Origin of the sequence: Denitratisoma oestradiolicum, from assembly GCF_902813185.1 — a bacterium.
Taxonomy (GTDB): domain Bacteria; phylum Pseudomonadota; class Gammaproteobacteria; order Burkholderiales; family Rhodocyclaceae; genus Denitratisoma; species Denitratisoma oestradiolicum.
In genome coordinates, this window is record NZ_LR778301.1 from 3971627 (window position 1) to 3990131 (window position 18505).

Genomic DNA, 18505 nt, shown 5'->3' on the forward strand with positions numbered 1-18505 from the left:
TGATTAAGTCCGTCACACCGGCGCATGCCGGTGCCCAGGTTGTTGATTCTCCTGGATTCCGGCTTTCGCCGGAATGACGAAATTGAATTAATCAGCATTTCCAGAGAGTGAAGACAAATGTCCGCCATGCTCGAAATTAAAAACCTCCACGTCGGCATCAACGACGGGACCGCTCTGAAACCCATCCTGCGCGGCATCGATCTCACGGTGGCGGCCGGTGAGGTCCATGCCGTGATGGGCCCCAATGGCTCCGGCAAGAGCACTTTGGCCCAGGTGCTGGCCGGACGCGAGAGCTACACGGTCACCGCCGGCAGCATCCGCTACCAGGGCCGCGACCTGTTCGAGCTGCTGCCCGAGGAACGGTCCCGGGAGGGGATATTTCTCGCCTTCCAGTACCCGGTGGAAATTCCCGGCGTCGCCAACATCTATCTGCTCAAGGCGGCCTTGAACGCCCAGCGCGTCCATCGCGGCGAGGCGGAGCTGGACGCGGTGGACTTTCTTGCCCTGATCAGGGATCAGTTGCGGCGCATGGGCATGGACGAAGCCCTGCTCTACCGGCCGGTGAACCAGGGCTTTTCCGGCGGCGAGAAGAAACGCAACGAGATCCTGCAAATGACCGTGCTGGCACCGAAACTCGCCATCCTCGACGAGACCGATTCCGGCCTCGACATCGATGCCCTCAAGGTGGTCGCCGACGGCGTCCAGGCCATGCGCCACCCGGAGCGCGCCATCATCCTGGTGACCCATTACCAGCGCCTGCTCGACTACATCGTGCCCGACCGGGTCCATGTGCTGGCCCAGGGGCGCATCGTCCGCTCCGGCGGGCCGGAGCTGGCCCTGGAACTGGAGCGCCGCGGTTACGGCTGGCTTGATGCCGGTGCCACGCCGCCCGAAGGACGGACGGGAGCGGCGCCATGAACGCATCCCTGCACTATCTGCATGAAATCACCCGCCTCACGGCCGTGCTGCCGGGCCGGCAACTGCCCTGGCTGAAGGGCCTGCGCAGCGAGGCCATGGGCGCCTTCGCCATCAACGGCTTCCCGACAACGCGGGACGAGGACTGGAAATACACCAGCATGGCGCGGATCGAGCAGGGGAAATTTTCCTTCCTCGCCGCCGCCCCGACCATCCTCGGCGCCGACGACATAGCTGCCCTGGCCCTGCCCGGCGCCCATCGCCTGGTCTTCGTGGACGGCCGCCATGCGCCGGGGCTGTCCAGTCTGAGCAAGCTGCCTGACGGCATCACCGTGGCCAGTCTCGCCGCCATGCTGGAGCGCAATCCCGAAACGCTGCGGATCTGGCTGGCCCGTCCCGGCGTCGGCCGCGCCGCCGGCTTTGCCGCCCTCAACACGGCCTGCATGACCGATGGCGCCTATGTGCATCTGGCACCGGGCACCATCCTGGAGAGGCCGCTGCAACTGCTGTTCGTGGCCACCACGCCAGCCCTGGCCAGCCATAGCCGCAACCTGGTGGTGGCCGAGGCGAACAGCCGTGCCTGCATCGTCGAGCACCATGCTGCGGTCCCCGGCGCGGCGGCGTATTTCACCAATATCGTGAGCGACATCGTCGTCGGGCAGTGCGCCTGCATCGAGCACCACAAACTCCAGGAGGAAGGAACCCAGGCCTTCCATGTGGCCGCCGTAAACGCGGAGCTGGCCCGGGACAGCCATTTTATGTCCACTTCCTTCGCCCTGGGGGGCGTCCTGGCCCGCACCGACATCAACGTCGGACTCCAGGCCGAGGGGGCGGACTGCACCCTCGATGGACTCTATCTGGCCGACGGCCGCCAGCACATGGACCATCACACCCGCATCGACCACGCCCGGCCCCACGGCACCAGCCGCGAGTTCTACAAGGGCGTGCTGGCCGGCGCCGCCCGGGCCGTGTTCAACGGCAAGGTGATCGTCCATCCCGGCGCCCAGCACAGCGACGCCGAGCAGATCAACCGCAACCTGCTGCTGTCGGAACAGGCGGAGATCGATACCAAGCCCCAGCTCGAAATCTGGGCCGACGACGTCAAGTGCAGCCACGGCGCCACGGTGGGCCAGCTTGATCCTGAGCAGATTTTCTACCTGCGGGCGCGGGGCATGGCCGAAGCCGAGGCCAGGACGCTGCTGACCCACGCCTTCGCTGCGGAAATGGTGGAGCGGGTGCACCCGGCGCCCCTGCGCGCCCGACTCGACCGCCTGCTGCGGGAGCGGCTGGCGCCAGGAAGCAAGGCCACATCATGAACACTACGGAACAAAAGGCATCGCCCACTCCGACCACAACCGCCCCCTTCGACGTGATGGCGCGGCGCCGCGACTTCCCCATCCTGAGCCGGCGCGTCCATGACCTGCCCCTGGTCTATCTGGACAACGCCGCCACCAGCCAGAAGCCCCGCTGCGTCATCGACTGCGAGACGCGCTACTACAGCGAGTACAACGCCAACATCCATCGCGGCATCCACAGCCTGAGCCAGCAGGCCACCAATGCCTACGAAGAGGCGCGGGACGCGGTGCAGCGCTTCATCCACGCCGCCCGGCGCGAGGAAATCATCTTCGTGCGAGGCACCACCGAGGCCATCAACCTGGTGGCCGATAGCTACGGCCGACGCCTGGGACCGGGGGACGAAATCCTGGTGACCGAGATGGAGCATCATTCCAACATCGTGCCCTGGCAACTGCTCTGTGAGCGCCGGGGCGCGGTGCTGCGGGTGGCGCCCATCAACGAGGCCGGCGAGCTGATCCTGGAGGACTTCGAGCGCCTGCTCGGCCCCCGCACCCGGCTGGTGGCCCTGACCCATCTATCCAACGCCCTGGGCACCATCAATCCCTTGAAGCGCCTGATCGTCCTGGCCCACGCCCAGGGCGCGGCGGTGCTGGTGGATGGCGCCCAGGCGGCGCCCCATCTGGGGGTGGATGTGCAGGCCCTGGACTGCGAGTTCTATGCCTTCTCCGGCCACAAGGTCTATGGCCCCACCGGCATCGGCGTGCTCTACGGCAAGGCCGCGCTGCTGGCCGAGATGCCGCCTTACCAGGGCGGCGGCGACATGATCCGCCAGGTCAGTTTTGCCGGCACCACCTACAACGACCTGCCCTACAAGTTCGAGGCCGGCACCCCCAACATCGCCGGCGGCATCGGCCTGGGCGTGGCCCTCACCTATCTCCAGTCCCTGGGGCTGGCGGCGGTGGCGGCCCACGAGCAGGCCCTGCTCACCTATGCCACGGTGCGGGCTGCGGCGACGCCGGGCCTGCGGGTGATCGGCAACGCCCGGGCCAAGGCGAGCATCCTCTCCTTCGTGCTGGACGGCGTCCATGCCCACGATGTGGGCACCATCCTCGATCGGGAGGGCGTAGCGGTGCGCAGCGGCCACCACTGCGCCATGCCGGTGATGGACCACTTCGGCCTGCCAGCGACGGTGCGGGCCTCCTTCGCCCTCTACAACACCCACGCGGAAGTGGACGCCCTGTTCGCGGCCCTGGCCAAGGTGCGGGAGATCTTTCCATGAATGAGGACCTGCGCAACCTCTACCAGGAGGTCATCGTCGATCACAGCCGCCGGCCGCGCAATTTCGGCCCGCTGCCCGGGGCCAGCCACCACGCCGAGGGCTACAACCCCCTCTGCGGCGACCGGCTGACCCTCCATCTCAAGCTGGCCGACGGCATCATCGAGGCGGCCACTTTCGAGGGCAATGGCTGCGCCATCTCCACCGCCTCGGCCTCCCTGATGACCGAGGCCCTGATCGGCAAGACCGAAGCCCAAGCCGAGGACCTGTTCACCGGATTTCACGCCCTGGTGACCGGCGCCGCAGACAGCCCCGGCCCGGCGGCCCTGGGCAAGCTGCAGGCCCTGGCCGGAGTGCAGGAATTCCCCACCCGGGTCAAATGCGCGACCCTGGCCTGGCACACCCTGCACGCGGCCCTGCACGCGGCCCTGCACGACCAGGTCGCGCCGATTTCCACGGAGGAGTAAGCGCCATGGGAATCCTCGACTGGCGGCACCGGAGCGAAACGACGAAGAACGCGCCCTCCCTGGAGGAGCAGATCATCGCGGCGCTGCGCACCGTCTTCGACCCGGAGATTCCAATCAACATCTACGACCTGGGCCTGATCTACGCCCTGGACCTGACCGACAACGGCCACGTCAGCATCCGCATGACCCTGACCGCCCCAGGCTGTCCTGTGGCCCAGACCTTCCCCGACACCGTGGCCGCCGCCGTCATGGAAGTCCCGGGAGTGCGCGAGGTGGAAGTGGAACTGGTCTGGGAACCGCCCTGGTCCAGGGAATTGATGAGCGAGGCAGCGCGCCTGGAACTGGGGCTGTTATGACATGAACACATGGATCGATGTCGCCGCGACGGCGGACTTCCCCCCCGGCAGCTTTCGCACCCTCGACCTGGAGGGCGTGCCGGTGGCCGTATTCAATGTGGACGGCCACTACTACGCCATCCAGGACTGCTGCTCCCACGAGGCCGAGACCCTCTCCTACGGCATGGTCGAAGGCCTGGAGATCACCTGCCCCCGCCACCTGGCCCGCTTCTCCCTGGCCACCGGCGCGGCCCTGTCTCCTCCGGCCTACGAACCTGTCGCCACTTTCCCGGTGCGGGTCCATGAGGGAATGGTACAGATCCAGGATAAGCGCTTCGATTGAGCCAGGCGCCTCTGACGACCGGCAGGGACTGGATTTCGGCCGAAGCCGTTAGTCGTATCGCGGATCGGTTCCGTCCGCTATGAGATGCATAAGGGGCGCTTCGTAATTGCCGGAATCGCCGTTCCGGCAGCGTCGACTTTCAGACCACCATTTCCTCCAGCGAACGGTCCACCTTGAACCCCATTTCCTCGAAGTTCTTGAAATGCCGTTTTCTGCATTCGATGCAGAATTCCTCGTTCGGGCGCAGTAGATCCGGGGCGAACAGCCGGCACCGCTCGGTCGCGCACCTGTTCGCCGTCCTTAAGCGTGTTTAGCCCGCCTTCTCATTCTTCGTGCGAGACGCGGAAACCGCCTTCACCAACCGCGCCGCCTTTGGGTCGTAGACGTAGTTAGTTATCGTCCCGTCCTTGATGCGCTCTACGGCCTCGTCAACAACGAACAAAGGAACGAGGAACCATTCCTGCGGCTGCACTGGATGGCCGAAGCGGTCGTTGATGGCGATGTCCAGCCGCGCAGGCGCAAACAGCCTGTGAAACAGGTTCTCCATTCGCGAGCGGTTGATGCCTGCCAGCTTGTAGGTGGCAACCACCTCGACCTTCGCCAGAAGGTATGTGGCGTCATGCTCGGCGTCCGCGATGCGGGTCTCAACCTTGCTGCCGGTCACGCCGATCTTATGGATCAGGTCGCGGTGTTGCGCAACATAGGGATGATCGGACAGCGAGCGCAAGACATAGATCGTGCCGCTCTCGACATCATCGGCCTCGAACTCACCGCCGAAGGACATTTGCCCGCTCTCCGGCGAAACCAACCGCCGCGCGGCGGGGTCGTTGTAGAACGCGCGTTGAAGCGAGCGCAGCAATAGATTGCTCTCTGTGCCGTTGGCGAAGATCAGCCGCAGGCGGCGATCCACTTCCCCCGCTGTCGTCTTCAAAGGTTCTCCCACCTCGGCGACATAGAGGGTGATGCCGTCGAGGACGAAGAAGTCTCCGGCTTCAATCGCGCGGCGGCCCGCCTCGATGGGCTGGGATTGGCGCAGGCCAGTCTTGAGGTCGGCTGCCACGCGCTCAAACAGCGGCCTGAACGTCTCGAAGTCCTCGCACGGCTTGCGGTCGGCGATCTCCTCGGCAGCGCGTTTGTCGGCGCTGGTGCGGACATGGCGCAGGACGGTGATGTCGTCTGCGTTGGCAACCCCGCCTAGTTCGGCGGCTAGCTGATCCACGTTGTACGTGGCAAGAGGCTCGGCGACTCCCAGGGTGCCGGCAAGCAAGCCCTGATGGTCCAGCGGCTCTAGCAGGGCGCGGCAGTCAGGGAGCACCCGCAGGCGATCGAACCGCACGGCATACAGTCGCTCGAAGATGTCGCGGTCTTCCCCGTGTTGCGGAGCGCGACCGTGCTTCTCGACAAACCGCTGGATTTCCTCGAAGCCGGCGATGACGCGCTCCTCGCGCGGCGGGCGTCCGCCCTTGGCTTCCGGAACAGCGAACTCCGAAAGTTCCGCCGCCAGTTCGTCTAGGTCGGGGTCACTCATACCGACCCTCTTTCTTGAAGCGCATAAACGCGGCGGCACCTTCGGCCATGCGTCGCTCCCACGCATCCTGCGAATCGAGCGCGGGCACTCGTCCGCGCTCCTTCTTGAACTGGACAGCACGGATGGCGAAGTCTTTCGCTTCGTCCGGCGTCAGGTTCGCACGCTTGGCGGAGATTGCCGCCGCGACCTGCTTCAAGCTGTCCTCGCTCATGGCCTTGGCGAGGATGGCGTAGGCTTCGCCGAAGGGGTTGATACGGTCGATGAGGTCGATGTCCAGTTCGCGCACATCCATCGCAAAGCGGCGCACGCCATCGATCAGGGCAGTGTTGGGGGGTGCATCGTCGCCATCGCCACCATTGCCGCTCGTCACAAGCTGCTTCGCCTGCTGGGTCAGCGTAAGGGCGGCGATAGCGTGCTGGCGCACGGCTTCCTGATCTTCGGCGTCAAGGTCGGGGTACTTGTCCTTGATGATCTTACCCATGCGGACCTGCGTCAGTTCCTCCGGCACCAGCTCTTCATCGAACAAGCCTCGCTCGATGGCGGTCTTGTCCTGAATGAAGGTGGCGATCACCTCATTCAGGTCCTCCTGGCAAATGCGCGTCGCTTTCTTGCTCTTGGGTTCGGCGAGGCCCTTGATCTCAATCTGCACCTGTCCGGTCTGGTGGTTGACACCAACGTTGGACTTGTCGGGATCGTAGCCGCCCTCGCCGTAGTCGAAGCCGGGCGTCGGGATGCTGTCCGCGTTCTTGGGCTTGAACTCGAAGCGCGGGGCGAGAACCTGCTCCATCAGGAGGCTCGCAGCGATGGCCTTCAAGGTGTCGTTGACGGCCTCGGTCACAGCTTCCTCGGCTGCATCCGGCTCGGCGATCAGGTTGGTGAAGCGGGCGCGGGTCTTGCCAGACTAGGTCTTCAGCAGGCACATCCGGCCCAATGTAGCGCGACTTCGGCCCCATGTCGCGGTGGGTCAGCTTGAACCAGGCGCGTGCAAAAACTTGCTCGAAGTAGGCGGGATCATCGCGGAAACGTTCAGCGATCTTTCGGTATTCTGGATCGAAGCGCATCGCCATATCGGCGTCAGTCATGATCGGCTTGCGGCGGATTGTCGGGTCCTCAACATCCACCGGCATATCCTCTTCTTTGATGCCTATTGGCTCCCACTGATGTGCCCCGGCCGGCGACTTCTGCAGCCACCAGTCGTAGCGTAGCAGCAGGTCGAAGTAACCTCCTCTACCGGTATTCCACTTCATCGGATGCGTTGTCCAGGAGCCCTCAATGCCACTGGTAACAGTGTCACGACCAATACCGCGGGTGGTGTGGTTCTGCCAGCCCAGGCCCTGCTCCTCAAGTTCGGCACCCTCGGGGGCTGGACCCAGATTAGCTGCACTGCCGTTGCCATGGCACTTACCCACTGTGTGGCCACCGGCGGTCAGTGCCACTGTTTCCTCGTCGTTCATCGCCATGCGGGCGAAGGTGATGCGTACATCATGGGCAGTCTTGAGTGGGTCAGGCTTACCATCGACTCCTTCAGGGTTCACGTAGATCAGGCCCATCATTACGGCCGCAAGTGGGTTTTCCAGATCGCGTTCGCCCGAGTAGCGGCTGCCTTCGCTGCCGCTGGGCGCTAGCCACTCTTTTTCAGAACCCCAATAGGTATCCTTTTCAGGGTGCCAGATATCTTCACGGCCAAAGGCGAAGCCGAAGGTCTTTAAGCCCATCGACTCATAGGCCATGTTGCCGGCCAGGATAATCAAGTCTGCCCAGCTGAGCTTGTTGCCGTACTTCTTCTTGATCGGCCATAGCAGGCGACGGGCCTTGTCGAGGTTGGCGTTGTCGGGCCATGAATTGATGGGGGCAAAACGTTGATTGCCTGTGCCACCACCGCCACGGCCATCTGCAATACGGTAGGTTCCAGCGGAGTGCCAGGCCATGCGGATCATCAGGCCGCCATAGTGGCCCCAGTCGGCCGGCCACCAGTCCTGGCTATTGGTCATCAGGGCTTTGAGGTCATTTTTCAACGCCTCAACATCGAGCTTTTTGACTTCTTCGCGGTAGTTGAAACCCGCTCCGAGGGGATTTGTCTTGGTATCGTGCTGATGGAGGATGTCCAGATTCAGGGCTTTTGGCCACCAATCCAGGTTTGTCATGTTCGCTGAAGTTACACCGCCATGCATCACGGGGCATTGGCCACTGCTATTCATCTTCTCGATAGACATTTGATCTCCTTTTCTGTATCCAGTGCATGAAACAGTCTGGTCACATTACGCCAGTCTGATTCATTGTGCTAATCAATAGATCCTACTGCCCCGATTGGGGAAGTTGATCGGCTGCACCTATCAGTCTTCAAGTCAGCTGCGAAGATTCGTGGGATTTATGCGATTCAGATAAATGTTGCGGCGGGTGAGTTGAAGTCCTCGGAGGGGACGGCGAGCTTCTCAATTAGCCGGTTATTCCAGTTCAACCAGATATCCCGGCCAGTCGCAGGTGCACAGTGAATATGTGTATCAGATTAATTGGTGAGAATATCCCCCTGCCGATTGTCTACTGTAACAACAGTGGGGTGATATTCAATAGTTGGAATGACACCCATATTCTGTTGGAAAGACTCTAAGAACTGAGGCGTAAAAAACGCATCAGCGTGTTCTCTGGACTCCCATAGGTAGACCGATAGACCTTGGCTGGTTTCTGTATCAAAACAGAACTGCTTACTGTAAAGATGAGGAAGGCCCAGGAAAATATTTTTTGCGCCATGGAGCAGTATGGCGTTGATTTCATCCTGAGTGAATTTTTTTTGGGTCTGGTATTTAACAATAACGGTAATCATAGGGTTCTCCATGGGTTGATGATTGGACAAAGGTAAAGTCGATACGGGAACACGATCAACAGACCGGATGATCTTCGAGTATCAGTTCTGAAGCCCGGAGGGCAATGGCCATGATGGTCGCATTGGTGATTCCCGCAACCATTTCCGGAATGATGGAAGCATCGACGATCCGCAACCCATCCGTCGAGTGAACTCTCATTTTCGAATCGACGACCGAGTTCTGAATGGTCGAGCCCATCGCACAGGTACCAACAGCGTGAAAGCCCGGTAAGCCATTTCTCTGGTACAGGTCGATAATTTCGTCATCAGTTTGTGCTTCAGCAGAGTTTGTGGCCTCCTGCATGATTCGTTGTGCCAACGGTGTTTGAGCGGCGATATGACGTATATGACGAACTGCAGCAACACTGATCTGACGGTCATATTCGTCACTCAAGTAATTGGACTGGATGGATGCAGGCTGTTGACCATCGAAAGACGTAATCTGTATCTGCCCCTGGCTTTGTGGATAGATTGGGTAACCTAGAAGTGTGACGCCAGGCGAATTACTAAAGGCATCTCCTTGACGGGAGAATGGGTTGAACATCAACTGAATATCCGCGCGTTTGTTAGCTGCATTGGTTGAGATAAATGCTGCGGCATGACAAGGTGACTGCGACATAGGGCCAGTGCGGTTAATGTAGTAACGCAAAACATTGCGCACAAGTGGCAGGCCGGCGTATTGATGGTTCTCTGAGTCATTCGGGGAATGAACTTCGAAGTTGATACCCAATAGCAAGTGTTCTCTCAGATTAGCCCCCACCTTTGGGTTATCACATATCACCTGTATTCCCAGCGACTTGAGCAATGACGACGCTCCCACCCCAGAGCGTTGCAGAATTTGTGGAGACTCAATTGCCCCAGCGCAAAGAATGACTTCTCGCCTAGCGCTATAACATACTGCGTGTCCTCGGCAAGTCGCATCGACACCGCTTGCCCGATTACCGTCAAAAATTATTCGGTTGGTGCGCGTATCAATTTCAATACGGAGGTTTTTTCTTTTTATCGCGGGCTTCAGGAAAGCCGTAGCCGCACTAACCCGCTTGCGATCAGCACTAATATTGAAATGTAGATAAGCCGCACCGGTTCTGCCGATATCGCTTACCTTATCCAAGTAAGGCAGTCCGCTGGCACGTGCTGATTCAATGAATGCCTGGGTAATAGCATGTTGTCTGTCATGGGGCAGGATAGGGATGATCCCCTTACTCCCAGAGCCACCATCCAGTTGATTAAAACACCGCTCAATCTCGGGCCAGTGCCAATGATGACCTCCGACATGCGACATTGTTGCAAAGCCCTCCTGCTGGGCGCGTACCCACAACATACCGTTGACTGAACTCGACCCACCAAGTGTTTTCCCCCGTAGCCAGAACTCTAGTGATGACGGCAAAGCCGGGCGTGGTACCGGATGGCGACTAACATAGCGATCTCCAGACAGAAGAGCTCCAAATCCTTTCGGCATAGTCAGCAGTGGGCTACTGTCTCGTGGCCCCTGCTCTAGCAGCAAGACAGAATGGTGTCCATTAGCACTAAGTCGATTAGCTAAAACAGAGCCGGCGGACCCCGCACCTACAATAATGAAGTCGAAGGTTTCTGTGCTCGAATTGGTCATGGTAGCTTCCTTGATCATCAAAAATGACGTACTTGATCAGCTATTGGACTGACCGGTTCTTAGCTCAGTTGGTGTAGAACCGGACCAACGTTTAACCGCACGACGAAAAGCGCGATCATCACTAAATCCCAACTGAAGGGCTATACACTTCATGGGCCGACTGGTCGTACGGAGCGCATGACTGGCATATGACATCCGGCATCGGTTGAGGATGTCGGAATAGCTGGTGCCTTCACCCCGTAAACGACGCCTCAAGGTTGCGGGACTTAAATTGACTAATTGAGTGACTGTTTCAAAGGTAATGTGAGACTTCTGGTTACGCAGAGAAGCTTGGATCAGGGTCTCGATCTGACTGGACAAACTACTGCCTTTCGGCCCGACCACAGAAAGATCCAATGGGAAATGGTCGATAACCTGCTTGAGTTGCTCACTATTCCTAGCCACCGGCAGGGTCAGGCACGATACTGGAAATACTATCCGGCTATGTCTCTGCTGATAAAACAGCGGTACGTCCGGCAGTCCGCCCAGCGGAGGAGAAAACGTGGGTTTGTCACAGCACAATCCAAGTTCTGAAACCGGCAGATCGACTGCTGTAATCCAGCTAAATAGCTGATAAAAAATACTCATGGAAGCCAGCAGTAGCAAGAGCGATGGTGTGTCCTTCATCGGACGGTCCAGCTCTATGCGCAACTCCGCAAATTCACTGCCCTGCACCAACTGAAGTGACAGCCCAATGGCCTTCACTAGCTCACAATAGACTATTGAGCGTTCAATCACACAAGCGAGGTTATCGCAGGTAATAACACAGTGCAGCAGCATGTCTGTGACATCTTTTGTCACTATCGCTTGGAGTGGCAGGGTGGTCGCCTCAGAGGAGAGAAGGCTGCAGATGTAATTAAAAAATCTACTGCATTCGCTGGGCGAGACCATATTGGGAGAAGCTTGGTTGTCCCACTTAATACCGGCTTGTTCAAGCAAGGTTGATCGGTCATATCCCCGGTTCTCCAGTTCTCGGAGCATAAAAGGTATGAGCCTTGCGGTCGAATACATGGTGGTGGAACCATCATCCATCGAGGGCCGCTCGCTGCGCAACGATAAGGCCTCTTTGATCTGAGGGTTTTCCATCCAAAAACTCCGGCCAATGATGATCTCCGGATTCTATGACTGTGTAAGAGGCCCAGGAAGGACCCTGGCGATCACCATCGGGACCTTCGTGTCCTTCACTATTGATCCTGGCCCAGATGTCCTTCGGTTTGAGCGGTGGCTTCTGGCCGACGAGCTTTCCCTTGTTCCAGGCTTCTCATTTGTTGACGGTTTCCATGATCGGAGTCCTATGTTCGGACTATGCTGGAATGGTTGCTGTTGAGGCAGGTGGCTTACGCGGAGTGTCGACCCTCTGCGGTATCCGAGGTACTACGGCCGGTTACCGAGTTGAGCAGCCATTCCTGACGACTGATCACCGACAAGTCCTCAGCCTTATATTGAGCTCCACATAAGGCCGAAACCCAGTCATCTGAAATCGGTTAAAAAAATGGCCTGCACAATTCAGTGCAGGCCATTTGATACCAAAATGATTCCGTTCTCACGAAATCCAGAATTTTGGGAAAGATCCAGACTTCAGTGAGATCCTACAGGTCTAGACATCGATGTTTTTGGCATAAAGCGCATTGCTCTCGATGAAATTTCGCCGGGGCTCAACGTTGTCGCCCATTAGAGTCGTAAAGATCTCATCGGCAGCGATGGCGTCGTCGATCTGCACCTTGAGCAGGCGGCGCACGGCGGGGTCCATGGTGGTTTCCCACAGCTGCTGGGGGTTCATCTCACCCAGGCCTTTGTAGCGCTGCTTGGAGAGGCCGCGCTCGACTTCGTTGAGCAGCCACTTCATGGCATCGGCGAAGCTGGCGACGTTGGCGCTCTTTTCGCCGCGCAGCATCTGGCCGCCGGGACCCATCAGGCCGACGATCATCTGGGCGGTGCGCTTGAGTTGCTGGTAGTCGCCGGAGAGCAGGAAGTCGGCGTCGATGTTGGAGACGCGCCGGTTGCCGTGGCGCATGCGCTCGATGCGCACTTGCCAGCGTTCGTTCTTCTCGTCGTAATGGGGCGCGATGACCAGATCGGCCACGTGGGCGGCAAGGCCTTCGGCGCTACGGCGAGCGGAGGGCTCGTCGTCCAGGCTGAGGGGCACGTCGTGGGCCAGGATGGCGTGGAGCACCTGGCTGTCGACAAAGTCGGTGAGGCGACGAACGATGGCTTCGGAGGTGAGGTAGCTGCGGGCCAGTTCGCCCAGGGCGTCGCCCTCGATGGCTGCGGCGCCTTCCCGGGGGATCAGCACTGCGCCGTCCAGAGCCAGCTTGAGCACGTGTTGGGAGAGGGCGGCGTCGTCCTTGATGTAGAGCTCGGTCTTGCCGTGCTTGATTTTGTACAGCGGCGGTTGGGCGATGTAGATATAGCCCCGCTCCACCAGCTCGGGCATCTGGCGATAGAAGAAGGTGAGCAGCAGGGTGCGGATGTGGGCACCGTCCACGTCGGCATCGGTCATGATGATGATGCGGTGGTAGCGCAGCTTCTCCGGTTTGTACTCCTCCTTGCCGATGCCGCAACCGAGGGCGGTGATCAGGATGGCGATTTCCTGGCTGGAGAGCAGCTTGTCGAAGCGGGCCTTCTCGACGTTGAGGATCTTGCCCTTGAGGGGCAGGATCGCCTGGAACTTGCGGTCGCGGCCCTGCTTGGCGGAGCCGCCGGCGGAGTCGCCCTCCACTAGGTAGAGTTCGCACAGGGAAGGGTCCTTCTCCTGGCAGTCGGCCAGTTTGCCGGGCAGGCCCATGCCGTCCAGCACGCCCTTACGGCGGGTCATTTCCCGGGCCTTGCGGGCAGCTTCCCGGGCTCGGGAAGCTTCGACGATCTTGCCGCAGATGGTCTTGGCATCCAGGGGGCGTTCCTGCAGGTAGTCGGTCAGCTTCTGGGCTACCACTTCTTCCACAGCCGGGCGGGCTTCGCCGGAGACCAGCTTCATCTTGGTCTGGGAGGCGAACTTGGGATCGGGCATTTTCACCGAGAGCACGCAGGCCAGGCCTTCGCGCATGTCGTCGCCGGTGATCTCCACCTTGGCCTTCTTGGCGATTTCGTTCTCTTCGATGTACTTGTTGATCACCCGCGTCATGGCGGCCCGCAGGCCGGTGAGGTGGGTGCCGCCGTCGGACTGGGGAATGTTGTTGGTGAAGCAGAGCACCTGTTCCTGGTAGCTGTCATTCCACTGCATGGCCACTTCGACCGTCATCTCCACGTTCTGCACCTGTCCGGTGGTGACCAGGGTGGTGCCTTCGGCGTAGAAGACGTTGGGGTGGAGCACGCTCTTGCTGCGGTTGATGTATTCGACGAAGCCCTTGACGCCACCGGAGAAGGCAAAGTCCTCTTCCTTGCCGTTGCGCTGATCAACGAGCTTGATCTTGACGCCGTTGTTGAGGAAGGAGAGTTCCCGCAGACGTTTGGCGATGATTTCGTAGTGGAATTCGATGGTGCCGAAGATTTCCTCGTCAGCCATGAAATGCACTTCGGTTCCATGGTTCTTGGTTTCGCCGAGAACCTTCATGGGGCTGACTTCGACGCCACCTGCCACTTCAATCAGACGGTCGATGGCATGGCCTTGGTTGAACTCGATGAAGTGCTTTTTGCCATCGCGGCGGATGGTCAGGCGCAGCCACTTGGACAGGGCATTGACGCAGGAGACACCCACGCCGTGCAGGCCACCGGAGACCTTGTAGGAATTCTGGTTGAACTTGCCGCCGGCATGGAGTACGCACATCACGATCTCGGCGGCGGAACGCCTGGGTTCGTGCTTGTCGTCCATCTTGACGCCCACCGGAATGCCCCGGCCGTTGTCGGTGACGGAGATGGAGTTATCAGCGTGGATGGTGACGACGATGTCGTCGCAATAGCCGGCCAGGGCCTCGTCGATGGCGTTGTCCACCACCTCGAAGACCATGTGATGCAGGCCGGTGCCGTCGGAGGTGTCACCGATGTACATGCCCGGACGCTTGCGCACGGCCTCCAGGCCTTCCAGTTGCTGGATGGAGGATTCGTCGTAGCCGCCATGGGCGGCCGGGGTCTGCTCGGTCATAGATGCTTCCGGAAACGTGAGAGGTGAAGAATGAGGAGTGAGGGATGAACTCACTAGATTCTCATGGGCATGACGACGTATTTAAAGTGCTCGTTGCCGGGCAGCACGAAAAGGGCGCTGGAATTGGCATCGGCCAGGCGGCATTCGATGGTTTCCACGTTCAGGTTGTTCAGCACGTCCAGCAGGTAGGTGACGTTGAAACCCACGTCCAGAGCCTCGCCGGAGTATTCGATCTCGATTTCTTCCTGAGCCTCTTCCTGCTCGGCGTTGCTGGAAATGATCTTCAGGCTGCCGTTGCTCAGCACCAGGCGCACGCCGCGGAATTTTTCGTTGGTGAGGATGGCCGCCCGTTGCAGGGACTGCAGGAGCAGTTCCCGTGAAAGGGGCACGCACTTGTTGTGGCCCTGGGGAATGACCCGCTCGTAGTCCGGGAACTTGCCGTCGATCAGCTTGGAAACGAATTCGATGTCGCCAAAACGGAACTGGACCTGGGTGGGGGCGATGACGATGTCCAGGGGGTCGTCGTTGTCGGCCAGCTGGCGGGAAAGTTCCAGCACGGTCTTGCGGGGCAGGATCACTTCCATGCGCGGATGGCTGTCCGGCAGGGTTTCGCTGGCATAGGCGAGGCGATGGCCATCGGTGGCCACCACCCGCATTTCGTTGCCATTGACCACCAGCAGCAGGCCGTTCAGGTAGTAGCGGATGTCCTGCTGGGCCATGGCGTACTGCACCAGGGCCAGCAGACGCTTGAACTGCTTCTGGGAGAGATTGAGCTTGGTCTGCTCACCTTCGGCGGCTGCCATGCGGGGGAAATCCTCGGCGGGCAGGGTCTGCAGGTTGAAGCGGCTCTTGCCGGCCTTGAGCTGGAGACGGCGATCCTCGAAGCTGAGGCTGACCTCGGCGCTCTCCGGCAGGGAACGCAGGATGTCCTGCAGCTTGCGGGCTGCCACGGTGAGGGCGGTGCTTTCCGAGCCCACGGCTTGGGTGCTGGTGCGAATCTGGATTTCGATATCCGTGGCGAGCAGCGTCAGGCGTTCGCCGTCTTTTTCCATCAGCACGTTGGAAAGGATGGGTAGGGTGTGCCGTTTTTCGACAATCCCGCAAACCGATTGCAGGGGAGACAAAATCTGATCTCGTGGTCCTTTAAACAAAAGCATCTATAAGTCTCCTTTGTTAACTAATAAGACCTCGACTGGTCCTGTGGAAAATAGGAAATTACTGTTAGGGTTCAATGAATTAACCCCTTAGTAAAGCTCTTGGCAAGTTACTGGTTTGGCTGTGGGCAAATGTGGGGGAAATCCGCCCAGGGGGAAAGACAAGGGGTTGTCCACAATCTGTCCAAAGGAAACTCAGTGCCTTTTCCATGCTGCTTTACCCCTTGATGGTCTGCAATAGAACGTGCAGGTCGTTGTTGAGTTGGGGGTCCCGGCTGCGCAAATCGATTATGGTGCGGCAGGCATGGAGTACGGTGGTATGGTCGCGGCCGCCGAAGGCGTCGCCGATTTCCGGCAAGCTGTGGGCGGTGAGTTCCCGGCACAGCCACATGGCTACTTGACGAGGCCGGGCAATGGCCCGGGTGCGCTTTTGGGAGTACATCTCGGCCACTTTGATCTTGTAGAAGTCCGCCACGGTCTTCTGAATCAATTCCACGGTCAGTTGCCGGTTGGTGGCGCCGATGACGTCCTTGAGGGCCTCCTTGGCCACGTCAATGGTGATGGGGCGGCCGTGGAAGCGGGCAAAGGCCAGTACCCGGTTCAGGGCGCCTTCCAGTTCGCGTACGTTGGAACGTAGGTTTTTGGCGATCAGGAAGGCCACGTCGTCGCTCACGTCGATATGGGAGGCTTCAGCCTTCTTCTTGATGATGGCGACCCGCATTTCCAGTTCCGGGGGTTCGATCTGGACGGTCAGGCCCCAGTCAAAGCGGGAGATCAGCCGGTCTTCCAGGCCCTGGATGTCCTTTGGGTAGGTGTCGCAGGTAATGACGATCTGCTTCTTGGCTTCCACCAGAGCGTTGAATGCGTAGAAGAACTGTTCCTGGGTGCTGTTCTTGCCATTGAAGAACTGGATGTCGTCGATCAGCAACAGGTCCAGGGTGCGGTAGTAACGCTTGAAGGCGTCGAAGGATTTGTTTTGATAAGCCCGCACCACGTCGGAAACGAAATCCTCGGCGTGCAGGTAACGCACCATGGAGCCAGGGCTGACACCGATCACGGCATTGCCGATGGCGTGGATCAAGTGGGTCTTGCCCAGACCTACGCCGCCATAGACGAATAGGGGGTTGTAGGAAACACCAGGATTGACTGCCACCTGTTGGGCGGCAGCACGGGCCAGATCGTTGGCCCGGCCGGTCACAAGGGTATCGAAGGTGAATTCGGGGTTGAGCCGGGTTTTGTCGTAGGCCGGATCGGAAATGTGGGCAAGGGGGCTGTTGGTGGTATAGGCAGACAATCCTGCCGCTGGGTGGGCCGGCTCCAGTAGCAGTGGAGCAAGGGCCTGGGTAGCGGCTTCGATCGGCGGAGCGTCGTAAATGGTGAGACTGACGCTGACAGGTTCACCGAAATATTCCTTGCCGAGGGTTTCAATCTGGCTCAGATAGCGGTCACGTACCCATTGCAATACGAAACGGTTGGGAGCAAGCAGACGCAACCTTCCCGTAGAGGCCTCATCATCCTCCATCCGGAGTGCCTTGATCCAGGTGTTGAACTGCTGGGCGGAAAGTTCCCGTTCAAACTGGTTCAAACAAGTCGTCCAGAAGTCGCTCATGAATTCCAATATCTCGGAATGCCTGTGGCACCGAGGAAATGTTTTCTTGTTTATGTGTTGGGAACCGCCGATCGAATCTACTGAGACTCGTCTTCGGGGCCGCTTTGGGGAGGAAGCATTGTAGCCACTAAACGGCAGGTTATCCACAGCTTGTCATGTTCCTAAAATTAATCCCTTACTTGACAGAGACGCCCGGAAAATATCTAATCGCACGTTTAACTTTCGCCGAAGGTAGTATTTCATGAAGCGTACTTACCAACCGTCCGTTGTGCGCCGCAAGCGTACTCATGGCTTCCTCGTTCGCATGCGTACCCGTGGTGGTCGTGCCGTGATCCGCGCCCGTCGCGCCAAGGGGCGTCATCGCCTGGCTGTTTAAGGGGCTCTGCCGGTGGCGGGAGAAATGCGCTTCCGCCCCGTACACAGGTTGCGTCAGGCCGGTGAATTCGGGGCGGTGTTTGCGTACCGCCGCGTGTTGCGAGGCACTTGGTTCAGCCTGCATTACTGCGCCAATTCGCAGGGTTCGGCGCGGCTTGGCTTGGTGGTGTCGAAGCGCAATGCCCGTCGGGCGGTGCAGCGTAACGCCATCAGACGCGTGATTCGTGAATGTTTTCGCGGCTTGCGTTCAGAACTTCCCTGCTACGATCTGATTTTCCGCTTGACCCGTTCCAGCCCGAAAGGGGAACCGCATCGGGCCGACTGGAAGAACGACGTCGAGATTCTCCTGGCCCGCTTGCCCAGAAACGAATCCAGATGAGAAACTTGCTGGCGGTTTTTCTTGTGGGACTGATTCGTGTCTACCAATGGGGATTCAGCCCCTTCCTTGGGCAGAATTGCCGATTTCACCCTACCTGCTCCGATTACGCTGTGGAATCCCTGCGTCGGCATGGTCCGATCAAGGGGCTCTACTTGACGTTGCGGCGAATAGGGTGCTGCCATCCCTGGCACCCTGGTGGTTGTGACCCCGTCCCCTAGCCTATTAAGACTTATTGAGAATTT

Annotated in this window: 17 protein-coding genes and 1 pseudogene; 9 read left to right on the top strand and 9 right to left on the bottom strand. The window is 59.4% G+C overall.

The features are described from left to right. Positions 1-126: 126 nt before the first annotated feature. Genes sufC through DENOEST_RS18170 form a run of 6 tightly spaced genes read left to right on the top strand, consistent with a single transcriptional unit; the run spans position 127 to position 4632 of the window. A complete protein-coding gene (sufC, locus tag DENOEST_RS18145) occupies positions 127-918 on the top strand; it encodes a Fe-S cluster assembly ATPase SufC (protein WP_145770479.1) in 792 nt (263 codons plus the stop codon). After that, complete coding sequence (sufD, locus tag DENOEST_RS18150) at positions 915-2231, top strand: Fe-S cluster assembly protein SufD (protein ID WP_145770407.1); 1317 nt, start codon at positions 915-917, stop codon at positions 2229-2231. Before sufC ends, sufD begins: the two co-directional genes overlap by 4 nt. Next, positions 2228-3490, top strand: coding sequence for a cysteine desulfurase (locus DENOEST_RS18155; RefSeq protein ID WP_145770406.1), 1263 nt, complete (start codon positions 2228-2230; stop codon positions 3488-3490). Before sufD ends, DENOEST_RS18155 begins: the two co-directional genes overlap by 4 nt. Next, positions 3487-3954, top strand: a complete 468-nt coding sequence (sufU, locus tag DENOEST_RS18160; RefSeq protein WP_145770405.1) for a Fe-S cluster assembly sulfur transfer protein SufU — start codon at positions 3487-3489, stop codon at positions 3952-3954. The genes DENOEST_RS18155 and sufU overlap by 4 nt, the downstream gene beginning before the upstream one ends. A 5-nt stretch (positions 3955-3959) precedes the next feature. Beyond that, positions 3960-4310, top strand: a complete 351-nt coding sequence (locus DENOEST_RS18165; RefSeq protein ID WP_145770404.1) for an SUF system Fe-S cluster assembly protein — start codon at positions 3960-3962, stop codon at positions 4308-4310. 1 nt (position 4311) lies between these two features. Further along, the gene (locus DENOEST_RS18170; RefSeq protein WP_145770403.1) at positions 4312-4632 is read left to right on the top strand and encodes a non-heme iron oxygenase ferredoxin subunit; all 321 of its coding nucleotides are present in this window, start codon (positions 4312-4314) and stop codon (positions 4630-4632) included. A 310-nt stretch (positions 4633-4942) separates the two neighbouring features. On the opposite strand, the gene DENOEST_RS18175 is transcribed toward DENOEST_RS18170, so the two are convergent. The 9 genes and pseudogenes from DENOEST_RS18175 to dnaA all read right to left on the bottom strand — a co-directional run bounded on the left by DENOEST_RS18175 (position 4943) and on the right by dnaA (position 17518). Further along, the gene (locus tag DENOEST_RS18175; protein ID WP_145770402.1) at positions 4943-6160 is read right to left on the bottom strand and encodes a GIY-YIG nuclease family protein; all 1218 of its coding nucleotides are present in this window, start codon (positions 6158-6160) and stop codon (positions 4943-4945) included. Then, positions 6153-6947: a hypothetical protein gene (locus DENOEST_RS20685; RefSeq protein WP_428840610.1), complete on the bottom strand. Its 795-nt coding sequence runs from the start codon at positions 6945-6947 to the stop codon at positions 6153-6155. Before DENOEST_RS20685 ends, DENOEST_RS18175 begins: the two co-directional genes overlap by 8 nt. 94 nt (positions 6948-7041) lie before the next feature. Then, positions 7042-8373 (bottom strand): annotated as a pseudogene (locus tag DENOEST_RS18185) (peroxidase family protein); the annotation flags it as partial. A 293-nt stretch (positions 8374-8666) separates the two neighbouring features. Beyond that, on the bottom strand, positions 8667-8981 hold the full coding sequence (locus DENOEST_RS18190; protein ID WP_145770401.1) for a hypothetical protein: 315 nt from the start codon (positions 8979-8981) through the stop codon (positions 8667-8669). A 55-nt stretch (positions 8982-9036) separates the two neighbouring features. Then, on the bottom strand, positions 9037-10629 hold the full coding sequence (locus DENOEST_RS18195) for a GMC family oxidoreductase (RefSeq protein WP_170228166.1): 1593 nt from the start codon (positions 10627-10629) through the stop codon (positions 9037-9039). A 36-nt stretch (positions 10630-10665) separates the two neighbouring features. Further along, positions 10666-11754, bottom strand: a complete 1089-nt coding sequence (locus DENOEST_RS18200) for an AraC family transcriptional regulator (RefSeq protein WP_145770399.1) — start codon at positions 11752-11754, stop codon at positions 10666-10668. Between the two features lie 511 nt (positions 11755-12265). After that, complete coding sequence (gene gyrB, locus DENOEST_RS18205) at positions 12266-14746, bottom strand: DNA topoisomerase (ATP-hydrolyzing) subunit B (RefSeq protein WP_145770398.1); 2481 nt, start codon at positions 14744-14746, stop codon at positions 12266-12268. Positions 14747-14799: 53 nt separating this feature from the next. Further along, the gene (gene dnaN / locus DENOEST_RS18210) at positions 14800-15903 is read right to left on the bottom strand and encodes a DNA polymerase III subunit beta (protein ID WP_145770397.1); all 1104 of its coding nucleotides are present in this window, start codon (positions 15901-15903) and stop codon (positions 14800-14802) included. A 214-nt stretch (positions 15904-16117) separates the two neighbouring features. Next, positions 16118-17518 (bottom strand): chromosomal replication initiator protein DnaA, encoded by a 1401-nt coding sequence (gene dnaA, locus DENOEST_RS18215; RefSeq protein ID WP_197970656.1) that lies wholly within the window; start codon positions 17516-17518, stop codon positions 16118-16120. Between the two features lie 232 nt (positions 17519-17750). Between dnaA and rpmH the strand changes: the two genes are divergently transcribed. Genes rpmH through yidD form a run of 3 tightly spaced genes read left to right on the top strand, consistent with a single transcriptional unit; the run spans position 17751 to position 18481 of the window. Further along, positions 17751-17885, top strand: a complete 135-nt coding sequence (rpmH, locus tag DENOEST_RS18220; RefSeq protein WP_084207511.1) for a 50S ribosomal protein L34 — start codon at positions 17751-17753, stop codon at positions 17883-17885. A 24-nt stretch (positions 17886-17909) separates the two neighbouring features. Then, positions 17910-18263, top strand: a complete 354-nt coding sequence (gene rnpA, locus DENOEST_RS18225; protein ID WP_145770395.1) for a ribonuclease P protein component — start codon at positions 17910-17912, stop codon at positions 18261-18263. Then, positions 18260-18481 carry a membrane protein insertion efficiency factor YidD gene (gene yidD, locus DENOEST_RS18230; RefSeq protein ID WP_145770394.1) on the top strand — a complete coding sequence of 74 codons (222 nt, stop codon included), beginning with the start codon at positions 18260-18262 and terminating at the stop codon, positions 18479-18481. The genes rnpA and yidD overlap by 4 nt, the downstream gene beginning before the upstream one ends. The last annotated feature ends 24 nt before the right edge of the window (positions 18482-18505 follow it).

Bases quoted from the DNA above. Each gene is read 5' to 3' on its own strand.
- rpmH (WP_084207511.1), top strand. From the start codon at position 17,751: ATGAAGCGTACTTACCAACCGTCCGTTGTGCGCCGCAAGCGTACTCAT.
- yidD (WP_145770394.1), top strand. From the start codon at position 18,260: ATGAGAAACTTGCTGGCGGTTTTTCTTGTGGGACTGATTCGTGTCTAC.
- DENOEST_RS18165 (WP_145770404.1), top strand. From the start codon at position 3,960: ATGGGAATCCTCGACTGGCGGCACCGGAGCGAAACGACGAAGAACGCG.
- sufC (WP_145770479.1), top strand. From the start codon at position 127: ATGCTCGAAATTAAAAACCTCCACGTCGGCATCAACGACGGGACCGCT.
- DENOEST_RS18175 (WP_145770402.1), bottom strand. From the start codon at position 6,160: ATGAGTGACCCCGACCTAGACGAACTGGCGGCGGAACTTTCGGAGTTC.
- DENOEST_RS20685 (WP_428840610.1), bottom strand. From the start codon at position 6,947: ATGGAGCAGGTTCTCGCCCCGCGCTTCGAGTTCAAGCCCAAGAACGCG.
- sufD (WP_145770407.1), top strand. From the start codon at position 915: ATGAACGCATCCCTGCACTATCTGCATGAAATCACCCGCCTCACGGCC.
- gyrB (WP_145770398.1), bottom strand. From the start codon at position 14,746: ATGACCGAGCAGACCCCGGCCGCCCATGGCGGCTACGACGAATCCTCC.
- DENOEST_RS18170 (WP_145770403.1), top strand. From the start codon at position 4,312: ATGAACACATGGATCGATGTCGCCGCGACGGCGGACTTCCCCCCCGGC.
- DENOEST_RS18195 (WP_170228166.1), bottom strand. From the start codon at position 10,629: ATGACCAATTCGAGCACAGAAACCTTCGACTTCATTATTGTAGGTGCG.
- dnaN (WP_145770397.1), bottom strand. From the start codon at position 15,903: ATGCTTTTGTTTAAAGGACCACGAGATCAGATTTTGTCTCCCCTGCAA.
- DENOEST_RS18200 (WP_145770399.1), bottom strand. From the start codon at position 11,754: ATGGAAAACCCTCAGATCAAAGAGGCCTTATCGTTGCGCAGCGAGCGG.
- DENOEST_RS18155 (WP_145770406.1), top strand. From the start codon at position 2,228: ATGAACACTACGGAACAAAAGGCATCGCCCACTCCGACCACAACCGCC.
- sufU (WP_145770405.1), top strand. From the start codon at position 3,487: ATGAATGAGGACCTGCGCAACCTCTACCAGGAGGTCATCGTCGATCAC.
- DENOEST_RS18190 (WP_145770401.1), bottom strand. From the start codon at position 8,981: ATGATTACCGTTATTGTTAAATACCAGACCCAAAAAAAATTCACTCAG.
- rnpA (WP_145770395.1), top strand. From the start codon at position 17,910: ATGCGCTTCCGCCCCGTACACAGGTTGCGTCAGGCCGGTGAATTCGGG.